Source organism: Streptomyces sp. NPDC085481 (assembly GCF_044541845.1).
Taxonomy (GTDB): Bacteria; Actinomycetota; Actinomycetes; order Streptomycetales; family Streptomycetaceae; genus Streptomyces.
In genome coordinates, this window is the sequence record NZ_JBITTJ010000022.1 from 22,111 (window position 1) to 44,364 (window position 22,254).

At 72.4% G+C, this 22,254-nt stretch carries 19 protein-coding genes and 1 riboswitch; of the genes, 14 read left to right on the forward strand and 5 right to left on the reverse strand.

The genetic code is table 11. From position 1 onward, the window contains the following. The first annotated feature begins 13 nt into the window (after positions 1-13). Positions 14-412 carry a hypothetical protein gene (locus ACIGEZ_RS32505; RefSeq protein WP_399838447.1) on the forward strand — a complete coding sequence of 133 codons (399 nt, stop codon included), beginning with the start codon at positions 14-16 and terminating at the stop codon, positions 410-412. A 74-nt stretch (positions 413-486) separates the two neighbouring features. On the opposite strand, the gene ACIGEZ_RS32510 is transcribed toward ACIGEZ_RS32505, so the two are convergent. Continuing rightward, complete coding sequence (locus ACIGEZ_RS32510; protein WP_399838450.1) at positions 487-2,184, reverse strand: RICIN domain-containing protein; 1,698 nt, start codon at positions 2,182-2,184, stop codon at positions 487-489. Positions 2,185-2,236: 52 nt separating this feature from the next. Here ACIGEZ_RS32510 and ACIGEZ_RS32515 point away from each other — a divergent pair, with 52 nt between their 5' ends. Beyond that, positions 2,237-3,172: an NAD-dependent epimerase/dehydratase family protein gene (locus ACIGEZ_RS32515; RefSeq protein WP_399838453.1), complete on the forward strand. Its 936-nt coding sequence runs from the start codon at positions 2,237-2,239 to the stop codon at positions 3,170-3,172. A gap of 42 nt (positions 3,173-3,214) precedes the next feature. Here the strand turns inward: ACIGEZ_RS32515 and ACIGEZ_RS32520 are convergent, their stop codons facing one another. The 3 genes from ACIGEZ_RS32520 to ACIGEZ_RS32530 are packed head-to-tail and all read right to left on the reverse strand — an operon-like array spanning position 3,215 to position 6,523. Beyond that, on the reverse strand, positions 3,215-3,574 hold the full coding sequence (locus ACIGEZ_RS32520; protein WP_399838456.1) for a hypothetical protein: 360 nt from the start codon (positions 3,572-3,574) through the stop codon (positions 3,215-3,217). Beyond that, positions 3,571-4,149: a DUF6232 family protein gene (locus ACIGEZ_RS32525; RefSeq protein ID WP_399838458.1), complete on the reverse strand. Its 579-nt coding sequence runs from the start codon at positions 4,147-4,149 to the stop codon at positions 3,571-3,573. The genes ACIGEZ_RS32520 and ACIGEZ_RS32525 overlap by 4 nt, the downstream gene beginning before the upstream one ends. Before the next feature lie 46 nt (positions 4,150-4,195). Then, positions 4,196-6,523 carry a YfhO family protein gene (locus tag ACIGEZ_RS32530; RefSeq protein WP_399838461.1) on the reverse strand — a complete coding sequence of 776 codons (2,328 nt, stop codon included), beginning with the start codon at positions 6,521-6,523 and terminating at the stop codon, positions 4,196-4,198. Positions 6,524-6,649: 126 nt separating this feature from the next. Between ACIGEZ_RS32530 and ACIGEZ_RS32535 the strand changes: the two genes are divergently transcribed. From ACIGEZ_RS32535 to ACIGEZ_RS32550, 4 genes are all read left to right on the forward strand, one after another. After that, positions 6,650-7,684 (forward strand): glycosyltransferase family 2 protein, encoded by a 1,035-nt coding sequence (locus ACIGEZ_RS32535; protein WP_399838464.1) that lies wholly within the window; start codon positions 6,650-6,652, stop codon positions 7,682-7,684. Further along, on the forward strand, positions 7,681-8,106 hold the full coding sequence (locus ACIGEZ_RS32540) for a GtrA family protein (RefSeq protein WP_399838466.1): 426 nt from the start codon (positions 7,681-7,683) through the stop codon (positions 8,104-8,106). The genes ACIGEZ_RS32535 and ACIGEZ_RS32540 overlap by 4 nt, the downstream gene beginning before the upstream one ends. A gap of 81 nt (positions 8,107-8,187) precedes the next feature. Beyond that, entirely contained in the window at positions 8,188-8,826 is a 639-nt protein-coding gene (locus ACIGEZ_RS32545; RefSeq protein WP_399838469.1) for a SurA N-terminal domain-containing protein, read from the forward strand. A 25-nt stretch (positions 8,827-8,851) separates the two neighbouring features. After that, positions 8,852-9,829: a nucleoside triphosphate pyrophosphohydrolase gene (locus ACIGEZ_RS32550; protein WP_399838471.1), complete on the forward strand. Its 978-nt coding sequence runs from the start codon at positions 8,852-8,854 to the stop codon at positions 9,827-9,829. A gap of 67 nt (positions 9,830-9,896) precedes the next feature. Here ACIGEZ_RS32550 and ACIGEZ_RS32555 read toward each other — a convergent pair whose 3' ends face one another. Next, positions 9,897-11,108 (reverse strand): globin domain-containing protein, encoded by a 1,212-nt coding sequence (locus tag ACIGEZ_RS32555; protein WP_399838474.1) that lies wholly within the window; start codon positions 11,106-11,108, stop codon positions 9,897-9,899. 213 nt (positions 11,109-11,321) lie between these two features. Here ACIGEZ_RS32555 and ACIGEZ_RS32560 point away from each other — a divergent pair, with 213 nt between their 5' ends. The 8 genes from ACIGEZ_RS32560 (at position 11,322) to ACIGEZ_RS32595 (ending at position 22,221) form a co-directional block, all read left to right on the forward strand. Continuing rightward, complete coding sequence (locus tag ACIGEZ_RS32560; RefSeq protein ID WP_399838477.1) at positions 11,322-14,849, forward strand: LamG-like jellyroll fold domain-containing protein; 3,528 nt, start codon at positions 11,322-11,324, stop codon at positions 14,847-14,849. A 77-nt stretch (positions 14,850-14,926) separates the two neighbouring features. After that, positions 14,927-16,213: a cytochrome P450 gene (locus ACIGEZ_RS32565; protein WP_399838480.1), complete on the forward strand. Its 1,287-nt coding sequence runs from the start codon at positions 14,927-14,929 to the stop codon at positions 16,211-16,213. A 127-nt stretch (positions 16,214-16,340) separates the two neighbouring features. Beyond that, a complete protein-coding gene (locus ACIGEZ_RS32570; protein WP_399838483.1) occupies positions 16,341-17,411 on the forward strand; it encodes a transglycosylase family protein in 1,071 nt (356 codons plus the stop codon). A gap of 257 nt (positions 17,412-17,668) precedes the next feature. After that, a riboswitch (cyclic di-AMP (ydaO/yuaA leader) is annotated at positions 17,669-17,842 on the forward strand. A 3-nt stretch (positions 17,843-17,845) separates the two neighbouring features. Further along, complete coding sequence (locus ACIGEZ_RS32575) at positions 17,846-18,565, forward strand: transglycosylase family protein (protein ID WP_399838486.1); 720 nt, start codon at positions 17,846-17,848, stop codon at positions 18,563-18,565. Between the two features lie 261 nt (positions 18,566-18,826). Beyond that, the gene (gene eno / locus ACIGEZ_RS32580; RefSeq protein WP_399838489.1) at positions 18,827-20,113 is read left to right on the forward strand and encodes a phosphopyruvate hydratase; all 1,287 of its coding nucleotides are present in this window, start codon (positions 18,827-18,829) and stop codon (positions 20,111-20,113) included. A gap of 117 nt (positions 20,114-20,230) precedes the next feature. Further along, complete coding sequence (locus ACIGEZ_RS32585; protein ID WP_399838492.1) at positions 20,231-20,701, forward strand: septum formation initiator family protein; 471 nt, start codon at positions 20,231-20,233, stop codon at positions 20,699-20,701. Positions 20,702-20,719: 18 nt separating this feature from the next. Beyond that, positions 20,720-21,310, forward strand: a complete 591-nt coding sequence (locus tag ACIGEZ_RS32590; protein WP_399838495.1) for a DUF501 domain-containing protein — start codon at positions 20,720-20,722, stop codon at positions 21,308-21,310. After that, positions 21,307-22,221, forward strand: a complete 915-nt coding sequence (locus ACIGEZ_RS32595; RefSeq protein ID WP_399838498.1) for an exopolyphosphatase — start codon at positions 21,307-21,309, stop codon at positions 22,219-22,221. Before ACIGEZ_RS32590 ends, ACIGEZ_RS32595 begins: the two co-directional genes overlap by 4 nt. Positions 22,222-22,254 lie beyond the last annotated feature (33 nt).

Genomic DNA, 22,254 nt, shown 5'->3' on the forward strand with positions numbered 1-22,254 from the left:
CCAAGGATCCTTCATGACCACGCCTCCGCCGTCCGACCCGTTCACCACCCCCGAGCAGCAGCCTGCTGCGGCGCCCGCGAAGAAGGGCGGCGCGCTGCTGAAGAAGATCGGCGGCTTCGTCGTGCTGCTGGTGATCGCGGGCGCGGTCAAGTTCGGCCTGCCGCACCTCACCGGTGACGCGCCGGTGCACGCCGAGGTCGGCGACTGCGTCACCGTCTCGGGCGAGGAGAACGACCCCAAGGTGGACACCCAGGACTGCTCCTCGGGCAAGCCCGACCTGTTCAAGGTCGCGCAGGTCCACACGGGCACCTTCGACCTGAACAAGTGCGACGAGACCAAGTTCTCCGCGCTCGCGCAGCAGCTGGGCTCGGACAAGTTCGTGCTCTGCCTCGAAGAGGTCGCCAAGAAGTAACGCGCGCGGCGCGACGTGCGCGTGTGGAGGAGGGGCCGGCCACGGGGGCCGGCCCCTCCTCGCGTCAGGGGCTGCTAGAAGCCCTTCACCGCCCAGTCCTGGACGTCCGGCGTCGGGCCGGTGGCCTTCGTCCAGAGGGTGAGGACCGTGCCGTTCGTCAGGGAGTCGGCCTTCGGGGTGATCGCCTTGCCGTAGGGGTTGGCGAGCGCGCCGGCGGCGTCAGGGGCGAACTTCTGGACGTCGCTCGCGGGGTTGCACGTCCACAGGGTCAGCACCGCCCCGTCGACGTCCGCGCCGTTGGCCTTCGGGGTCAGGCACTTGCCGCTCGCCTGGTGGACGAGGAATCCGTTCGTCGCGTCGTACATCCAACGTTGGATATTGGATCCAGTACACGACCAGACGGTGACGACCGTGCCGTTCGCCGTCGCGTTGCCCTGCGGCGTCGCACACACGGCGCCCGGGCGGTGGGAATTGGCCAGCCACGACCAGCCGTCCACCTCCCGGCCCGCCGCCGGGTCGACGGAGAAGACGACACGGCGCCCGCCGCTCGCGTTCTCCAGCGCCTCGTTGACCCCCCAGAGCCGGCCCGCGAGCGGGTCGTACGAAAGCCCCTGCGACAGGTAAGGCGCCTGGGTGAGCACCCGCGTGGCCTCGCCCGCGCGGGCCGCGTGGACGCAGCCGTAGCCGGCCGGCGAGCCGGTCGGGCAGGTGCCGCTCATGTAGAAGGTGTCGCCGCCCTTGGCGATGCCCTGGATGCCGACCACCGGACTCGTGTACGCCGTGCCGTACGCGGCCACCTGCGGCGGCGTCCCCGTCTCCAGGTCCGCGAGCGGCCAGCGCACCACCCGGGCGCCGCCCTGGGAGCGGTGCTCCGTCGACAGCAGCGCCGGGCCGGCCGGGTCGGAGAGGTCGACGCTGAGGCTGCTCAGGCACAGCTCGTCGAGGTTCTCGGCCGCGGGCCCGCAGGCGCGCGGGGTGCCCCGCAGGAAGGCCGTCGTGGGGTCGTCGGTCCTGGCGGTGCTGAGGGTGCTGTAGCGGGCCACGAGGGGCAGCGCCCAGCGGTGGTGCCGGGCCGAGCTCCTGCCGCCGGTCAGGCCGGTGCCGCTGCTCGTGGTGTCGGTCATCCGCCACAGGTGGTTCAGGTCGTACACCTGGAGCTCGACGCCGTTGGCGACGAACAGCCGGTCCTTGTACCAGGCGAGGCCGTCCGCGTGCGACGGGAACACGGGCTTCGTGAAGTCGCCGCCCGCCAACGGCTCGACGAGCCCGATGTGCCCGTACGAGACCGGAGCGCCGCCGCCGGCCGACTCGGCGATCGAGACGCGGGTGTACTCCTCCGGCCGGCCCATGGTCCCGAAGTACCACGACGCGGCGACCAGGGCCCGCCCCTGGTAGGTGCCGTCCGCCGTCCCCGACGCGTGCGCCCCGGCGAAGCCCTGCGGCATCCACCCGCCGCCCGCGTCCGTGTACCCGGTCCTGTCGTCCTGGTCGTCCCAGCAGAAACCGTCGGGGCGCAGGGCGCCGTTGAGCCCGGTCGCGTGGCACAGCCCGGGCCTGCCGGTCCGGGAGCCCAGCACCTCGCTCACCGGCGCCGTCGAGACCCCCGCGGCCTCGACGGCACCGATGAGATCGGTCTTGACGCCGTCCACGCGGGTGAGCGTGAAGTGCGCGTCGAACGGGTCCAAGCCCCCGGCGGCCTGGGCGGGTTGGGCGGGCAGGAGGAGGGCGGAGGCGGCCAGAGCCGCCCCCACCACGAGTCTGGTCATTCGCATCCCGGCAGCTTAAGCACCGGACCGTGTGATCCACTCGCGCTAGTGTGCGGGAGTGAGCCTTCATGTCGTTCTGGGATTCGGGCCCGCCGGGGCCGCCACCGCTCGCCTGCTGGCCGGGCAGGGCCATGCCGTACGGGTCGTCACGAGGTCGGGACGCAGCCCCGAACCGGGCATCGAGCACGTCGCGTTGGACGCGGCGGACGGCGAGCGCCTGGCCGAGGCGACGAAGGGCGCCGCCGCCGTCTACGGCTGCGCCGCCCCGCCGTACCACCGCTGGACGAGCGACTGCCCGCCCCTGGCCGCGTCGCTGTTCGCGGCGGCCGAGGCTTCCGGCGCCGTCCTGGTGATGCTGGGCAACCTGTACGGCTACGGCCCGGTGGACGGCCCCATGACCGAGGACCTCCCGCTCGCCGCCACCGGCCCCAAGGGCGCGCTTCGCGCCGGCATCTGGGAGCGGGCGCGCGCCCTGCACGAACAGGGCCGCGTCAGGGCCGTCGAGCTGCGCGCCTCCGACTTCTTCGGCCCCGGCGTCACCGACGGCGGTCACCTGGCCGGCCGGGTCGTGCCGCGCCTGCTGAACGGCAAGTCCGTCTCCACCCTCGGCGACCCCGACGCCCCGCACAGCTGGAGTTACGTCCCCGACGTCGCCCGCGCCCTCGCCGAGCTCGCGGGCGAGGAGAGGGCCTGGGGCCGCGCCTGGCACGTCCCGACCGAGCCCGCCCGGTCCGTGCGCGAGATGGTCGGCCTGCTCGCCGCGCAGGCGGGGACGGGCCCGGTCGCCGTACGCGGGCTCCCGGCCCCCGTCCTCGGTGTCGCCTCGCTCTTCTCCCCGCTGCTCCGCGAACTCAAGGAGATCCGCTACCAGTTCGACCGCCCGTTCGTGATCGACGCGAGCGCGTACGAGACCGGGTTCGCCGTACGGGCCACGCCCCTCGCCGAGCAGGTCGCGGCGACGGTCGCCTGGTGGCGCGAGCGCCCCGCTGCGTGACCGCCGACGCGAACACGGCCCAGGTGGTCGCCTCGAGGCCGACTACGCCCCCAGCAGCCCGAGGAGCCGCCCCACCGCGTCCACCACGGGTTGCCCCACGGCCCCCACGGCGGCGGCGATCTGGGCCACGGCCGCCAGCGTGAGCCCCCGCCGGCTCAGAGCGGCCCGGTCCGGGGTGAGCGCGGGCAGCGCCTCCTCGATGGCGCGGGCCTGCTCCGGGGCCACCTGACCCTGCAGCTCGCGCAGCAGTCGGGTCAGCTCCTCGACGGCGGCGCGGAGTTCGGCGTCCTGGGCGGCGCCGGCGGAGCCGTACTTGACGATGCCGGTGACGTGGGTGCCGCCGCTGATGACGACCTTGTCGCCGCCGACGTCGTCGCCGTGGTGATGTGTCGCGTCGCTCATTTCCTGATCCCCGTGATGTTGTTGCCGCCGAGCACGACGACCTTGTCCCCGTTGTTGTTGTCGCCGTTGTGCACGTACTGCACGAAGGTGCTGAATTCAGCCTCGGGGTTGTCGATGGCGTAGGCGATGCGGCCGACGAGCCGCCGCAGCTCCTCCGCGTCCGGCAGGGTCACGAGCATCATCGAGCCGCTGGCCGTCTCGATGGCCAGCACGGGCGTCGACGGTCGGGACAGCTCCCTCACGAGGACGAAGAGCAGGACGAGCACGGTGATGACGGCCGCCGGGGCGCCGCTGTCGCCGATGGACGCGGTGCCGCGGGCGACGTTGAACAGGACGTAGACCACGGCGACGAGGACGAACCACTTGAGGAACCGCAGGAAGGCGGCCCAGCGGTCGGGCTTGAGCATGAAGGTGTCGACGCGGGTGATGTTGTGCAGCGGAAAGGCCGCGGTGCCCACCCACAGCATCCGGCGGCTGATGCGGAGCGGGACGCCGTCCCTGGTGGCGGCCGGCGGTGCCGGCGGCCGTTGCGGAGGCTCGGACGGTTGTGCGCCGGCACGTGTCCTGTCGTCCATGCGTCCCCCTGCGCGATCGGCGGCACCCGCGTAGCGCGGGGCACCATTAAGCGCTCACGAGCTCCCGCGAGACAGGCGAGATCGGGCCAACTCCGCTTTTTCTGCGGCGCATCGTGGACAGCGTCCACAGGGCGGCGAGCCCGAGCGCCGCCACCCCGCCCACTGCCGGCCCGAGCCGCAGCCCCGGCGGCCGGAAGGCGCAGGAGACCGTTGTCTCGCCGTCGACGGGGACGGCGACGAGTCCGCCGTACGCCTTCGCGGGGCGGCCCTGGCACTGCCAGCCGGCGATGCGGGGGGAGGACAGGACGAGGGTGCCGCGGGTGCCGGGGCGCAGGGTGGCGCGTACGCCGGAGTCGGTGACCTGGATCGAGGTGGGGGCGGTCGCGCGGAGCGCCGCCAGGGCGGTACGGAGCCGGGTGTGGTCCAGGCAGGCGAGCTCGCCCTTGCGCGGCAGCTCGGGGCGCAGCCCCTCGGTCTCCTGGACGCCCAGCGAGGTCAGGGTGGCCCGCCACTTCTGCAGCTGCCCGCGGAGCTTGACCGTGCGGTCGCCGAAGCGGACCGTGCCGGTGTGGTCGGGGGACCAGAAGAACACCTCGGTGCCGACGCGGCAGGCCCCGTGCGCCGTCGGCGGCTCGTAGACGCGGGCGCCGAGCAGGAGTTCCTGGTTGCGGAAGGGGGAGGCGCCGTAGACGGGGGCCGGGCCCGGGGGCCGTACGGTCACGAGCGGCAGCGGCGGTTCCGTACGCACCACCTTGCCGTCCCGCCAGCGGGCGCCGACCGCGAACAGTGCGTCGGTCACCGGGTTGTCCAGGCTCTGGAGGTTGCGGCCGCGCGAGGTCCAGCCGGCGCCGAGGGCGGCCATGGTGCGGGTGAGGACGTCGGGGGTGAGGCTGCTGTAGTAGGCGCCGCCCTGGCCGCCGAGGAGCATGGGTTCGTTGGCGGTGGTCTGGGGGCGGCCGGAGTCGGTGCGGTAGGCGGGCCAGCCGTCGGCGTCGGCGAGGGCGGCGGCGCGGCGGGTGTCGGCGGCGCTCCAGGCGGGGTAGTCGTCGAGGCGGGCGAGCCGTTCCTTGTCGCCCCAGGCGGTGGTCGCCGCGGCCTGCGCGACGAGCACCGCGGCCACCAGGGCGGCCGCGAGCCGCCGGTGCCGGAGCAGGACGAAGACGAGTGCCGCCCCGAGGCCCGCCGCGAACAGTGCCCAGCCGGCGGGGGTGGCCTCGCCGCTGCCCAGTGCCGCGAGCGCGAGCACGCCCACGACGGCGGTGCCGCCGAGGACCGAGCGCCGGTCCGGCAGCCCGTCGGCGACGGCCGTCCAGGCGGCGAGCACGAGCACGCCGGTGAGGACGAAGGTCTGCCGGTAGGGGCTGCCGTTGGGGGTCGCGAAGATGTGCCACACCAGGTGCGTCGGGCCCCACTGGAGGGACAGCGCGACACCCGCGACGACGGCCGGCCACAGCGGGCGGCGCCGGAACAGCAGCGAGGCGGCGAGCACCGGCACGGCGGTGAAGACGAAGAGCGCGGGGGTGGAGAAGCCGTAGGTGGCGGGCATCAGGCGGGCGGCGAGGTCCGCCCCGCCGGCCGGCCCGAACTCCCGGACGACGCCGGGGTAGGCGTGCTTCGTGCCGAGGAAGACCGGCGCCAGGACCGGCGCGGCGAGGCCCACGCCGAGCAGCACGGTCAGCGCGCCGCGCAGGATCACCCGCCAGTGCGGTGCGGTCACGACCAGCACGAGCGCGGCGCCCAGCGTGGCCATGTAGGCGGTGTAGAAGTTGGCGGTCCAGCACACGGTGACGACCAGCGGCCCGAGCACCGGGCGCCGCCCCTCCCGTACCCATACGCCCACCAGGCACAGGAGGGGGAAGGCGATCAGACCGTCCATCCACATCGGGTTGTAGACCGCCTCCAGGACGGCCCAGCCGCACAGCCCGTACGCGGCGCCGAGCAGCCCCGCTCCCCACCACAGGCGCGGATCGGCGGCAGGCCGCAGCCGGGGCAGCAGGAAGGCCATCGCGGCGGCGGCGGCCGCCATCTTCAGGACGGTGATCGCGTACAGCGCGTACGCCAGGTCGGCGCGGGGCGCGAGGGCGACGAGCGGTGCGAACGGGCTGGTGACGTAGGTGCCGAGGTCGGGCACGAAGCTGGTGCCCCAGCCGGACTGCCAGTTCAGCAGCAGTCCGCCGTCGGTCCGGCCGTGCAGCAGGTCCCAGAGGTGCGCGTGGAAGGGCAGGAACTGGTTGCCCAGGTCGTTGACGCTGCGGCGGTGGTGGCCGAAGGGGAAGGTGGTGGCGACGGCGTCGCCCGCGCACACGGCGACGGCGGTGAGGAGGGCGGCCAGAAGGGGGGCCCGTCCGGCGGCACGCGGCATACGGATCTTCATGGTGCTTCGAATATGACAGCGATAATGCGTGAAATCGCCCCCAGCGCCGGGTCGTTCATTCAATGGTCGCCTGACCGTCACCGGTGGAATCCGCCTGCGACATCCGTCTCCGTTGTCGTGGCGTGCGTGCTGCTCTCGATCGTGGTCCCGTGCTTCAACGAAGAAGAGATCATCGGTCGCTTCCACGACCATGTGACCGCAGAACTCTCCCGTTTCGACGGAGAATTCGAGCTGGTCTATGTGGACGACGGAAGCCATGACCGAACCCTGCCGCTCCTGGAGGGGATCGCCGCCGGCGATCCCCGGGCGCGCTATGTCTCCTTCAGTCGCAACTTCGGCAAGGAGGCGGCGATGCTGGCCGGCCTCCAGCACGCGAAGGGCGACGCCGTCGTGATCATGGACGCCGACCTCCAGCACCCGCCGGAGCTCGTGCACCGCATGGTGACCCTGCACGCCGAGGGATACGACCAGGTCATCGCCCGTCGCACCCGCACCGGCGACCGCGTCACCCGCACGCTGACCGCCCGCGTCTACTACTGGGCGATCAACCGCCTGGTGGACGTCGAGCTCGTGGACGGCGTCGGCGACTTCCGGCTGCTTTCCCGCCGTACGGTCGACTCGATTCTGGAACTGACCGAATACAACCGTTTCTCCAAGGGTCTGTTCGCCTGGGTCGGGTTCCGGTCGACGACGTTCGAGTACGAGAATGCGGTGCGTGAGGAGGGACGTTCGAAATGGACGTTCGGAAAGCTCCTCAACTACGGTCTCGACGGCCTTCTCTCCTTCAACAACAAGCCGCTGCGGGCCGCCGTCTATCTCGGAATGATCCTGGTCGGAGTGGCTTTCGCGTACGCCGCCTGGATCGTCGGTGTCGCGCTGGTGAACGGCGTGGACACACCCGGTTATGTCACCCTGCTCGTCACGGTCACGGCGCTCGCGGGGGTGCAGATGGTGATGCTGGGGCTTGTCGGCGAGTACGTGGGCCGCATCTACTACGAGGTGAAGCGTCGCCCGCACTATCTGGTGAAGGCGACCAACGCGAGCGTCCCGCGCCCGCGCCCGCGAGACGAGACGGGTGACGAGACGCGTGACGAGAGGCGCGCCGAGACGGGCGCCGAGACGCGTGACGAGACGCGTGACGAGGAGCTGCTGCGCCGATGACCCGTACCGCCGTGGCGGGGCAGGTGTTCCGCTTCGCCCTGGTCGGCGTCGTGAACACCGGCACGTACTACGGGCTCTACCTGCTCTTCGGGCTGTGGCTGCCGTACATCGCCGCGCACGTCGTCGCCTTCGCGCTGTCCATGGTCGGCTCCTTCTTCCTCACCTCGTACTTCACCTACCGCACCCGCCCGACCTGGCGGAAGTTCCTCCTCTTCCCGCTCACCAACGCGGCGAACTTCGTCATCACCACGGTCGGCGTCTACGTCCTGGTCGACCTCCTGTCCGTCGACAGCCGCTACGCCCCGCTGCTCGCCGCCGCGGCCGCGATCCCGGTGACCTTCGTGCTCTCCCGGACGATCATGCTGCGACCCGACACCACCCGAACACGTGAGTCGTTGACCGAAACAGTCGCTGCCAAGTAGTGGTCCACGCCACCGCGACTGCCTAACATCGATCACCGCACGGTCGTCCCACTGACGCACGACCCACGCCGGGAGGCTCCTTTGCACCGCCGCACCGCGCTCTCCGTCTCCGCCGCCGCGCTGCTCGCCGCGGCTCCGCTGCTCACCGCCTGCGGCAGTGATGCCCACCCGGGGGCGGCGGCCGTCGTCGGCGGGCAGCGGATCGAGGTCTCCAGCCTGCAGGCGCAGGTCAAGGACGTACGGGCGGCCCAGCAGGCCTCGCCGCAGTCCGCGCAGCTGATCAAGGAGACCGGCGACCTCAGCCGGCAGAAGCTGCACACCATGATCTTCGACCGGGTGGTCGACAAGGTCGCCGAGGACAACGGGATCAGCGCGAGCCGCGGCGAGATCCAGAAGACCCGCGCCGACTTCGCCCGCGAGAGCGGCGGCGAGAAGCAGATGGCGGACGTACTGCTCCAGCAGCAGGGCGTGGCGCCGGGCCGGATCGACGACGTCGCCCGGCGGGCCGTCCTCATGAACAAGATCGCCGCGAAGCTGGGCGTCACCAACACCCCCGAGGGCCAGAAGAAGCTCACCGAGACCTTCAGCCAGGCCTCCAAGGCGCTGAAGATCGACGTGAACCCGCGCTTCGGCACCTGGGACGACGAGAAGATCCAGCTCGCCACCTACACCGCGCCCTGGGTGCGGCAGATCAGCAAGGCGCCCGAGCAGTCGCTGTGACCGTGGGCCGGGGTAGGTTCGAGGGGTGAACGCGCAGAATCCCGACCCCGGCCGCATCGTCCTGCTCACCGCCAGTCACCGGGTGGCGCCCGGACTGCTGTCCTGGCCCGCCTGGCAGGCGCTGCACGGAGCCGACCGGGTGCTGTGCCCCGACGGTGACCACCCGCAACTGCCGTACCTGCGGGAGGCCGGCGTCGCCGTCGAGCACCTGCGGCCCTCCGCCGAGGAGCTGGTCGAGGCGTGCGCCGGGGGCCGGACCGTCCTCGTGCTGCCGTCCGGCGAGGGGGACCGGGCGCTGACCGACGGGCTCGCGCGGATGGCCGGCTCCGGGCGGGTCGCCATGCCCGACCTGGAGCTGCTGCCCGGCTCGTACGACCTGCCGGGGGCGCGGCTGCTCGACCTGGTGCAGGTCATGGACCGGATCAGGCGCGAATGCCCGTGGTCCTCGCAGCAGACCCACAAGGGGCTCGCCAAGTACGGCATCGAGGAGTCCTACGAGCTCGTCGAGGCCATCGAGGACGGCGACCGCGAGGCGCTGCGCGAGGAGCTCGGCGACGTACTGCTGCAGGTCGTCTTCCACGCCCGGATCGCCGAGGAGGACGGCGAGGAGCCGTTCTCCATCGACGACGTGGCCGGGACGATCGTCGAGAAGCTCGTCCACCGCCATCCGCACGTCTTCGGCGACGCGACCGCCGAGACGCCGGAGGAGGTCAAGGCGCACTGGCTGCGGACCAAGGCCGTGGAGAAGCAGCGGGAGTCGGTGACGGACGGGGTGCCGCTGGGGCAGCCGGGGCTCGCGCTCGCCGCGAAGCTCGCGGGGCGGGTGCGCACCGCCGGTCTCGACGTCGCGCCGCCGGCCGGGGACGGCATCGGCTACGAGCTGCTCGCCCTGGCCGTACGGGCGGAGGCCGCCGGGGTCGACCCGGAGGCGGCCCTGCGGGCGGCGGGCCGGCTCTACCGGGACGCGATCCGCGCGGCGGAGGGCCTCGGGGACGAGGCGTAGCGGCGCTCACGGCTCCTGTGGCGTGCGGCGGGGGTGCTCGCGGCCACCGTCCCGTGGTGCCCGCGGCTCACCGCTCCCGTGGTGCCCGCGCCTCCGGGTTGTGCCAGTGGAGTTGTGGGGGTTCGATCAGCCATTCCGCGCGGGTGCTCGGGCGGGTGGTGAAGCGGCCCACGGCCGGCAGGGTGTCGTGGAAGACGCGGCACGGGTCGGTGCCCAGGTCCTCCAGTTCCTCGGCGACCTCCGTCAGGAAGCCCGGCGGGCCCGCCAGGTAGACGTCGTGGGCGGGCCAGTTGACGGACGCGCGGAGCGCCTGGACGAGGCGCTCGGTGGCCTGGTCGCGGGGGCGTAACGGCGCGGCGGTGATGTACGTGACGTGGAGGCCCGGTATGAGCTCCCGGAAGCGCTCGGCGTCCGCCTTCCCGTACAGGTACTCCTTGGCGCGGGCGACGACGAACAGCCGCCCCTCCAGCGCCGGTTCGTCCGCGGCGGCCTCCTCCAGGAGTGCCCTCACCGGGGCCCAGCCCGTTCCCGCCGCTATGTAGGTGCGGGGTTTGCCCGGCGGGGTCCGGGCGGTGAGCGCGCCGCCGGGGGTGCTCAGGCGCAGGGTCTCGCCGACCCGGAGCCGCTCGGTGAGCGTGGGGCTCATCAGGCCGCCGAGGACCCGGCTGACGTGCAGGTCGAGGGTGCCGTCCGGGCGGGGCGCGTTGGCGAGCGAGTAGGTGCGCCAGACCCGGGGCACGTGCAGCGAGCTGACGCTGACGTACTGGCCGGCCAGGTACGGGTAGGGCTGCCGGGGCCGCAGGGTCAGCAGGGCCAGGTCCTCACCGAACCGCTCGTGCCGTACGACGTCGGCGTCCCACCAGGCGGGCTGGCCCTCCGCCACGGACGCCTCGGCGCCGGCCTTCATCAGGTCGGCGACGAGCCCGTACGCCTCCGTCCACGCCTTCTCCGCGGCCACCGTCCAGGCCGCGCCGGCCGCGTGCGCGAAGGCGGCGAGGAGGCTGGCGCCGACGGCGCTGTAAAGGGCGGGCGTGGCCAGGAACTTGCGGTGGTCCCGGCCCAGCGCGCCCAGGTAGTCGGCGAGTCCGGGCTCGTCCAGGTGGGTCACGACATGGGTGAGGGCGGCGAAGATGCGGTCCCGCTGCGGGGCCATGTCCTCGGGGAACAGTGCGCGCATGCCCGGGTTGTTCCAGAAGAGGTGCGAGTAGAAGAACGTGACGGCGTGCTCCGCCCGCCTCTCGACGACCGCGAACGTGTGACGTAGCAACTGGGCATCCACGGGGTGAATCTAGGCCACCGCGCGTCACGTGACGATCACAACTCCATGGCCGGGGAGTGGAATCCGCGCGTCCCGCCGGAGGGGCCCTCTAGTTTCTCGATCATGCTTCGACTGAAAACCCGGTCAGGATCCCGGTCAGGATCCCGATTCGGATCCCGATGCGGATCCCGGCCCGTCACCCTCCTCGCCTCCCTCGCCGTCCTCGTCCCGCTCGTGCCCGCGCTCGGTCTCGCGGCCGCCGCCCCGGCCGCGGCGAGCGGCACCCAGACGTCCGCCGACGGCAAACTCGGCGACCAGCAGGTGCTGTTCCGCTCCGGCACCGCCGGCTACGGCTGTTTCCGCATACCCACGCTCGTGCGTACGGCGAAGGGCACGCTGCTCGCCTTCGCCGAGGGCCGGACCTCGCCCTCGTGCGCGGACCGCGGCCCCATCGACATCGTGGTGCGCCGCTCCACCAACGACGGGCGCACCTGGTCCCCGATGCGGGTCGTGCTGTCCGGCACCGACGGCGACCCGGACGCCCTGCACGTGCGGGGCAACCCGTCGCCGGTCGCGGAGAAGGACGGCGCGGTCTTCCTGCTGTCCAACTCGGAGAACGCCACCCCCGCCAGCACCCGCCTGTCGTGGGTGCAGCAGTCCGACGACGACGGCCTCACCTTCGGCGCGCCCCGCGCCATCCCGCGTCTCACCACCGGCACGGGCTGGTTCGGTACGGGCCCCGCGCACGGCATCCAGCTCCAGGAGGGCCCGCACGAGGGGCGGCTGGTCGTCGGCGCGTACGAGACGGTCAGCCTGAAGGCGGGCGCGGAGGACCAGCGCGCCGGCGTCCTGTACAGCGACGACAAGGGCCGGACCTGGAAGGCGAGTGCCAACGAGAACACCTTCCTGCGGGCCGGCGACCTGCCCGCCCTGCCGCCCGGCGCCCAGCCGGAGGACCCCGTCCTGAAGCCCGGCGAGCCGGTGGTGGCCGAGCTGCCCGGCGGTCAGGTGTACGTGAGTGCGCGCAGCCCGTACGACGTGCGGGTCAGCGCGACGGATCCGGCGCAGATCGAGGGCCACCGCGGCCACGCCGTCGGCGCCGACCTGCCCGACGGCGGCTACCAGGTGCCGAAGTTCCAGCTGACGAAGGGCTGGAAGGGCGCCGACGTCCAGGTCGGGCTCCTCGCCCCGCGCCAGACGTACCGCTCCCGGCCGGGCGACCTGCTCCTGATGTCGACCCCGTCGCACATGAAGAACCGCCAGGATCTGCGGATCCGCTACTCCGACAACGGCGGCACCACCTGGCTCGACGCCCCCGGCGGGCAGGTCGCCAAGGTGCTCGGCGACCGGGCCGGCTACTCCGACCTGGCCGAGCTGACCGCCGGCGACATCGGCATGGTCCACGAGGGCGGCCAGTCCTTCTCGGCCCAGCACATCTACTTCACCCGCTTCACGGTGGACAGCCTCGGCATCCCGGGCACCTTCGCCAAGAGGGGCTCGGCCTTCCCTCAGGCCGCCCAGCCCGCGGGCCGGACCTCGCCCGACACGACCGTGGAGGCGAACGACGCCTACCTCGGCACGGGCGCCGCTCTCGGCGCGGGCGCGGAGTTCGGCCAGCGGCGGTTCGGGCAGGGCCTGACGCTCAGCGGCGGCGTCGACGGCACGGCCGGTTCGGCCGACCTGCCGTACACCCCGTCGCTCGACCCGGGTGCGGGAGACGTCACGTACTCCCTCTTCTTCAGGTACGACGCCACTGCCGCCAGCCCGCAGCAGACGCTGCTGTGGGCGTACGGCGTGGGCGACCCCAAGCCGCAGGTGTGGGTCCGTGTGCAGCCGGCCGGCAACCAGGTCATGGCGCGCGTGGAGGGCGACAGCGGGCAGCATGTGACGCTGACCGTCAAGGCGCCGGAGAACACCACCGCGAAGGCGTTCGGCGACGGCCTGTGGCACCACCTGGTCCTCACCCGCAAGGGGGCCGAGGCCACGCTGCGGGTCGACGACCTCGTCTCGGCCCCGGTGCCGGCGCCCGACGCCGGCCGGCTCGCGCCGCAGCGCAAGGACAACCCGGCGGGCATCCGGCTCGGCGACAAGCTCGGCACCGACCCCACCGACGGGTTCACCGGCACCCTCGACGAGTTCCGTCTGTACGGCACGGTCCTGTCCGACGCCGACCGGGCAGCCCTGCGCGGCGCGGAGCCCGAGAAGGTCGCCCCGGCCGCGCTGAAGGCCCACCTGCCCTTCGAGGTCGTCGACACCGCCGACCCCACGGCGCTCGCGAACGTCAGGATCCAGGACGACGTCTCCGGCCACTGCGCCGACGGCACCCTGCTCGGCACCGCGAGCACGGAGGACTCCAAGGTGCTCGTGAAGGGGCGCATCGGGCAGGGCGCGCTCGGCGTCTCGCCGGCCCTCCCGGGCGTGGAGGTGCCGTACGTGCCGGCCGTGGACAACGGCGACGGGGACTTCACCTTCGCCCTCTGGTTCCGCTACGACTCCACGGTGAACACCCACGACGCGGCGCTGCTGTGGGCGTACGGCTCGACCTCGGGCAAGCCGTCGCTGTGGGTGCGCGCCAAGCCGTCCACCGACCGGCTGACGGCGCGCGTGGAGACCGGCCAGGTCTCGGTCGCGATCGACCTGCCCGACACGAAGACCGACCGGGTCGCCTTCGGCGACAACGCCTGGCACCTGCTGACGCTGACCCGTAGGAAGGAGACCGGGACCCCGCAGGAGTCCACGGTCACGCTGCGCGTCGACAACGACCCCGCGTACACCAAGGACGCCGCGAACGTCACCGGCTCCTTCACGGACGGGATCGTCGCCCCCGAGGGCTTCCGGATCGGCTCCAAGCCCGGCGACCTCGACATCCTCACCGGCGAGCTCGACGACTTCCGCTACTACAAGCGGGCCCTGTCGGCGGCCGAGGAGACCGCCATCGCCGGCACGGCCGTCGGTGGTTCGGCCGCTCCCCGCGACCCGGTCGTCTGGTGGACGATGGAGGGCGGTCACACGGAGCAGCACCTCGTGGCCCGGGCCGCCGACGACCCGGCCGCGCGCGCCACCCCCGACGCCTCGCGGCACTGCGGTCACGGATACCTGCGGGGTGGCGCGTCGCCCACCGACACGGGCGCGAAGTTCGGCCGCAGCCTCGACCTCGACGGCGTCGACGACGGCGTGGAACTCACCTACGGCAAGGACAGGGCGCTCGGCTCCGGCGACTTCACGCTGGCGACCTGGGTGCGCTTCCAGCAGGCCGAGAACACGACCCCGGTGCTCGTCTGGGCGTACGGGGTCGGTACCGCGGAGCGCCAGCTGTGGATCCGTGCCGTGACCGACGAGAACAAGATCGTGGCCCACTTCCAGACGGACGCCGGGATCACCAGCCTGGAGGCCAGGGCGCCCGCGGGCACGGTGTTCGGCGACGGCACCTGGCGGCACGTGGTGCTGCGCCGGGCCGGCGGGCAGCTGACCCTGTCGGTCGGCGACGGCACCGCCCTGCAGGCGGTCGCGACCGGTGCGGTCGCCGGCTCGGTGACCTACCAGGACGGCTTCGACGTCCGGGGCCTGCAGCTGGGCGCGCGCCCCGGCGGCACGGCCAAGGACCGCCTGAAGGGGGCGCTGGACGAGTTCACGCTGATCCGCAGGGCGCTGCCGGACGCCGAGATCACGACGGTGGGCGCGCCGTTCCCGGTGGACAACGCCACCGTGGCGCGGCTGCCCTTCGACCAGCTGACGGCGAAGGGCGTGTACGCCCGGATGTGACCCGTATACAAGGATGCGCGCCCTGTGTGACGGCACGGGGCGCGTGCCCGCAGAGGCGGGGGGTTAGTGTCGGGAGCATGCCCGACCAGCCCCCCGCCTCTTCCGTTCCGCCGCTCGCCGCCTCCCTTCCCGCCCCCGCGCCCGAGCTCTTCACCTGGGAGTTCGCCACCGATCCTTACCCGGCGTACGCCTGGCTGCGCGAGCACGCGCCCGTGCACCGGGCGAAGCTGCCGAGCGGGGTGGAGGCCTGGCTGGTCACGCGGTACGCGGACGCGCGGCAGGCGCTCGCGGACCAGCGGCTGTCGAAGAATCCGGCGCACCACGACGAGCCGGCGCACGCCAAGGGCAAGACGGGCATTCCGGGCGAGCGCAAGGCCGAGCTGATGACCCACCTCCTGAACATCGACCCGCCGGACCACACCCGGCTGCGGCGGCTGGTGTCGAAGGCGTTCACGCCCCGGCGGGTGGCGGAGTTCGCACCGCGGGTGCAGGAGCTGACGGACCGGCTGATCGACGGGTTCGCGGAGCGGGGGAGCGCGGACCTGATCCACGAGTTCGCCTTCCCGCTGCCCATCTACGCGATCTGCGACCTGCTCGGCGTGCCGGCGGAGGACCAGGACGACTTCCGGGACTGGGCCGGGATGATGATCCGGCACGGCGGCGGGCCGCGCGGCGGGGTGGCGCGGTCGGTGAAGAAGATGCGCGGCTATCTGGCGGAGCTGATCCACAGGAAGCGCGAAGAGCCGGGCGACGACCTGATCTCCGGGCTCATCAAGGCCTCCGACCACGGCGAGCACCTCACCGAGAACGAGGCCGCGGCGATGGCCTTCATCCTGCTCTTCGCCGGTTTCGAGACCACGGTCAACCTCATCGGCAACGGGGTGTACGCGCTGCTGCGCAACCCGGAGCAGCGCTCCCGTCTCCAGGAGTCGATCGCGGCGGGGGAGCGGGGGCTCCTGGAGACGGGGGTCGAGGAGCTGCTGCGGTACGACGGGCCGGTGGAGCTGGCGACCTGGCGGTTCGCCACGCAGGCGCTGACGATCGGCGGGCAGGAGATCCCGGCCGGCGATCCGGTCCTGGTGGTGCTCGCGGCCGCGGACCGGGATCCGGCGCGCTTCGGGGAACCGGACACGCTCGACCTGGCACGGCGCGACAACCAGCACCTCGGGTACGGGCACGGCATCCACTACTGCCTGGGGGCGCCGCTGGCCCGGCTGGAGGGGCAGACGGCGCTCGCGACGCTGCTGACTCGCCTGCCGGACCTGCGACTTGGGGCCGATCCGGCGGAACTGCGGTGGCGCGGCGGGCTCATCATGCGTGGCCTGCGCACGCTTCCGGTGGAGTTCAGCGCTTCCCACAAGTGAGCCCCGGAACTGACGGAGCGTCAAGAATGTGATCTTCGCGTGATCTCCGCTGCATCGACTTGTGACTCACGTTCGAATGCCGCTACGTTCACCCGCAGTCTCAGCAGTCACGCGAAAGGCACCCCGTATGCGCTCCGGGAACGGACGTCACCGCAGACCCCGCCAGGCCCCCGCACTCGTCGTCGCCGCCGGTGTCACCGGCTCGGCCATGGCACTGCCGCTGCTCGCCACCGGCTCCGCCTCCGCCGCCGACGCCCCGACCTGGGACCGGGTCGCCGAGTGTGAGTCGGGCGGCGCCTGGAGCGCCAACTTCGGCAACGGGCTCTACGGCGGGCTGCAGTTCAGCCAGGAGAGCTGGGAGCGCCACGGCGGCCTCGCGTACGCGCCGAGCGCCGACCTCGCCAGCCGCGCCCAGCAGATCACGATCGCCGACAAGGCGCTCGCCGCGGGCGACGCCCAGTGGGCCACCTGCGCCCCGATCGCGGGCCTGACCAACGACGGCAAGGCGCCGGCCGTCGACCCGGGCCCGGGCGTCCCGGCCAAGGAGGCCACCGGCCCGCTCCCCGAGTCGAACCGGACCGACGGCCTGCCGGCGGGCTCCGGCACGGCCGACGGCAAGACCGACGGCGAGGCCGGCGGCAAGCACGCGGGCCCGGTCGCCCCCTCGACCTCGCCGTCGACGTCCACCCCCGGCGCGTCCGCGCCCTCAACGGACCCGGCGAACCCCACCTACCCGGTGACCCCGGGCGGGCCCTCGACCTCGCCCGCCACCCCCGTGACCCCCGGCACGCCCGATGCGTCCCTTACGCCGGGTACGACGGTTACGCCCGGTACGCCGGGTGCGTCCGGTACGGCCTCTCCCGGCACCGGCAAGCACCGGGGTGACGCCGCGTCCGAGGATTCGGGCAAGAAGGACGACACGTCCGAATCCGGACGCCATGCGGCCCCGGCTGACGGGTCGAAGGGTGACGCGACCGACGGTACGGCGGCGGATAATTCGGTCAGCTCGGACAAGCTGGACGAATACACCGTCAAGCCGGGTGACAGTCTGTCGGACATTGCGCAGGAGAACGCCCTCCCCGGAGGCTGGACCGCGCTGTACGACGCCAACAAGGGGACGGTGGGTGCCGATCCGGATCTCATCCTCCCTGGTCAGAGCCTTGAGCTGACGCTCGAATCCCTCGCATCCAAGGGGTAGTTCGCGGGCTGATGTCCGTTCTGTCCAAGTGAGACATGGGTCTCTCTTGCCGAACTGGCGTGTCGCGTCCGCAAACTTTGCTCGTGTCGCCCCTCACCTGCGCAAACACCCCTTTTGGGGGAGCAAGTAGGGGCGATATTTCCGGGTTGATGGACTTTGAACTTCCGCCGGGTCTATGTCTACGGTCGTCACCGCTCGCCACCGCGGGCCCCGTCGACCGGTACGCCGAATCCTGCCGCCGACCGACGGGAACAGTCGTCGCGCAAGCGCCGAAGGCAGGACCGGGGGACCCAAGGTAAGTGCCGGCCCCGGCCGTTGAGACAGACGGCCGGCGATCGGCTTGGGGTGGAGCCGCGTGCAGGTCACGCGGCCGGGCAACTCATCAGGCCCGAACCCGACAGCTCACCTCGTAGGCGTCGGTGAGGAGAACTTCCATGCTGCTTTCCGGTAAGGGCAAGCACCGCCGTCCCTCCAAGGCCACCCGCGCCGTCGCGCTCGTCGGTGTCGCCGGCGTCGCCGTCGCGGCCCCGCTCATGACCGCCGGCACCGCCTCGGCCGCCACCACCGCCGAGTGGGACACCGTCGCCCAGTGCGAGTCCGGCGGCAACTGGTCCATCAACACCGGCAACGGCTACTACGGCGGCCTGCAGTTCTCGGCCTCCACCTGGGCCGCGTACGGCGGCACCGCCTACGCCGCGACCGCCGACCAGGCCTCGAAGGCGCAGCAGATAGCCATCGCCGAGAAGGTCCTGGCCGGCCAGGGCAAGGGCGCGTGGCCGAGCTGTGGCGTGGGCCTGTCCAACGCCGCCAACGACACCGCCGCCGCCCCGTCGAAGCCCGCGGCTCCGGCGAAGCCCGCGGCCCCGTCGAAGCCCGCCGCCTCGACCCAGCGCTCCGCCGAGCAGCCGGCCACGCGCAGCGAGAAGCGCCCGGCGCCGAAGAAGGCCGAGTCCAAGAAGACCGTCACCACGCCGACCGGCAAGAAGGTCAAGAAGGGTGACGGCGAGTACATGGTCGTCGCCGGCGACACCCTCAGCAAGATCGCCCAGGCGCACGGCGTCAAGGGCGGCTGGGCCAAGCTCTTCGAGCTGAACAAGGACATCGTCCAGGACGCCGACCTGATCTACCCGGGCCAGCAGCTCCACCTCAAGTGAGCCTGACGACCTTCCCCCCGCGGTGACCACCCCGGCCCGGAGTGCCCTTCCCCCGTGCGCTCCGGGCCGGGGTTTCCCCATTACCCCTGAGTAGTACGGGGCCTTTCGTCCCGAGATGCATGCCCCCGGGTCCTTTTTCGTCCCAGCGGGCGGGCGCCGGGCAGGCCGGAGCGCCTGAGCCGGTTAGGCTCTTGCCGCAAGGCGAAACGAGTCCTTGCCGCATGCGTCACACCCAGCGTCACATCCCAGAAGGAGATGCTCGTGCCGTCCATCGACGTCGTCGTAGCCCGGGAAATCCTGGACTCCCGAGGCAACCCCACGGTCGAGGTCGAGGTCGGCCTCGACGACGGCAGCACCGGCCGTGCTGCCGTCCCGTCCGGTGCCTCCACCGGTGCGTTCGAGGCCCTTGAGCTCCGCGACGGTGACCCCAACCGTTACCAGGGCAAGGGCGTCGAGAAGGCCGTCCTCGCCGTCATCGAGCAGATCGGCCCCGAGCTGGTCGGCTACGACGCCACCGAGCAGCGCCTGATCGACCAGGCGATGTTCGACCTGGACGCCACCCCGGACAAGTCCTCGCTCGGCGCCAACGCCATCCTCGGCGTCTCCCTCGCCGTCGCGCACGCCGCCTCCGAGGCCTCCGACCTGCCGCTCTTCCGCTACCTCGGCGGCCCGAACGCGCACCTGCTGCCCGTTCCGATGATGAACATCCTGAACGGCGGCTCGCACGCCGACTCCAACGTGGACATCCAGGAGTTCATGATCGCGCCGATCGGCGCGGAGTCCTTCTCCGAGGCCCTGCGCTGGGGCACCGAGGTCTACCACACCCTCAAGAAGGTCCTGAAGGACAAGGGCCTGTCCACCGGCCTCGGCGACGAGGGCGGCTTCGCCCCGAACCTGGGCTCCAACCGCGAGGCCCTCGACCTCATCCTCGAGGCCGTCAAGCAGGCCGGCTACGTGCCCGGCAAGGACATCGCGCTCGCGCTCGACGTCGCCGCCTCCGAGTTCTACAAGGACGGCTCGTACGAGTTCGAGGGCAAGTCCCGCTCGGCCGCCGAGATGACCGAGTACTACGAGGAGCTCGTCGCCGCGTACCCGCTGGTCTCCATCGAGGACCCGCTGTTCGAGGACGACTGGGCCGGCTGGAAGGTCATCACCGACAAGCTCGGCACCAAGGTGCAGCTGGTCGGCGACGACCTGTTCGTCACCAACCCGGAGCGCCTGGCCCGCGGCATCGAGGAGGGCACCGCGAACGCCCTCCTGGTCAAGGTCAACCAGATCGGCTCGCTGACCGAGACCCTGGACGCCGTCGAGCTGGCCCAGCGCAGCGGCTTCAAGTGCATGATGTCGCACCGCTCCGGCGAGACCGAGGACGTCACCATCGCCGACCTGGCCGTCGCCACCAACTGCGGCCAGATCAAGACCGGTGCCCCGGCCCGCTCCGAGCGCGTCGCCAAGTACAACCAGCTCCTGCGCATCGAGGAGATCCTCGACGACGCCGCGGTCTACGCCGGCCGCAGCGCCTTCCCGCGGTTTCGCACGGCGAACTGATTAAGCGGGGCCAGGGCTGACACCTGCTCCGATCCGTACGTCCCCGCACTCGGTCCCGTACCGTGTGCGGGGACGTGCGTGTGAACAGGGCCGGCAGCAAAAGGGGAGGCGTACGACATGGCCGTGAAGGACCGGGACCGGTTCTCGACCGCGACCCGGATCAGGCTGCTCGGCGAGCAGACCGCCGCCCGTGTCTACCGCTCCCAGACCCGCCGACAGGCCCGCCGCTCCCGGCTCACCGGCCGCGCGGCCTTCCTCGCCCTGGTCGTCTGCTCGCTCGTGGTGGCGCTCGCCTACCCGATGCGGCAGTACGTCTCCCAGCAGGGCGAGATCGCCGACCAGCAGCGCAAGGCGGCCGAGGCCGCCCAGCGGGTCGAGGAGCTCCGGGACGAGAAGGCCCGCCTCCAGGACCCCGCCTACGTGCGCCGGCTGGCCCGCGAACACCTGCACTACGTGATGCCCGGCGAGACCGGCTTCACCGTGAACGACCCGGACGCGGAGCACCGGCCCCGCACCGACCAGGGCGCGACGGACCGCCCCTGGTACGACAACCTGTGGGACGGCGTGGACAACGCCGACCGCCACTGACCCAACCCAGGATCGATGATGGAAACGCCCCCTCCGCAGACCGAACGCACCGAGCCCACCGACGCGGACGTCGCCGCGTTCGAGGCCCAGCTCGGCCGGCCGCCCCGCGGCCTGCGTGCCATCGCGCACCGCTGCCCGTGCGGCAACCCGGACGTCGTCGAGACCGCGCCGCGGCTGCCCGACGGCACCCCGTTCCCGACCACGTACTACCTGACCTGCCCCCGGGCGGCCTCGGCCATCGGGACCCTGGAGGCCAACGGGGTCATGAAGGAGATGCAGGCCCGGCTCGCCACCGACCCGGAGCTCGCCGCCGCCTACCGGGCCGCGCACGAGGACTACCTCGCGCGCCGGGACGCCATCGAGGTCCTGGAGGGCTTCCCGAGCGCCGGCGGCATGCCGGACCGGGTCAAGTGCCTGCACGTGCTCGTCGGCCACTCGCTGGTCGCCGGGCCGGGCGTGAACCCGTTCGGCGACGAGGCGATCGCGATGCTGCCGGAGTGGTGGGCGAAGGGCCCCTGCGTCGACCCGTGCGCGGGCAAGGACGCCGGCAAGGACGCCAAGGACGCCGGCGAGGGCGCCGGCAACGGTGAGCAGGAGTCCGCGCGATGACCCGGGTCGCCGGAATCGACTGCGGGACGAACTCCATCCGCCTGCTGGTCGCCGACGTCCATCCGGAGACGGGCGAGCTCATCGAGCTGGACCGGCGGATGACGATCGTCCGGCTCGGCCAGGGCGTCGACCGCACCGGCCGGCTCGCCCCCGAAGCGCTGGAGCGGACCTTCGCCGCCTGCCGTGCGTACGCGGCGGTGATCGAGGAGCTCGGGGCGGAGAAGGTGCGCTTCGTGGCCACCTCCGCCTCCCGCGACGCCGAGAACCGGGCCGACTTCGTCGACGGCGTGATGGCGATCCTGGGCGTCGAGCCCGAGGTCATCACCGGTGACCAGGAGGCGGAGTTCTCCTTCACCGGCGCCACCGGCGAGCTGCACGGCGACGACCGGCGCCTGGTCGTGGACATCGGCGGCGGCTCGACCGAGTTCGTGGTGGGCAACAAGCACGTCGAGGCGGCCCGTTCGGTCGACATCGGCTGCGTACGCCTGACCGAGCGGCATGTGCGGCACGACCCGCCTGCCGCCGAGGAGATCGCCGCGATCCGCGCCGACGTACGGGCCGCGCTCGACCTCGCCGCCGAGACCGTGCCGATCGGAGCGGCCGAGACCCTGGTGGGCCTGGCCGGCTCGGTCACGACGGTGGCCGCCATCGCGCTCGGGCTCCCCGAGTACGACTCCACGAAGATCCACCACGCGCGGATCTCCCGTACCCGGGTCGCCGAGGTCGTGGAGCGGCTGCTCGGCTCCACCCACGACGAGCGGGCCGCGATCCCGGTCATCCACCCCGGCCGGGTCGACGTGATCATCGCGGGAGCGCTCGTCCTGCTGGAGATCATGGAGCGCACGGGCGCCGCCGAGGTCGTCGTCAGCGAGCACGACATCCTCGATGGGATCGCCCTATCCGTCGCATAGCGGGCAGCTATCGAGGGCTCCGGCGCCCCTCTG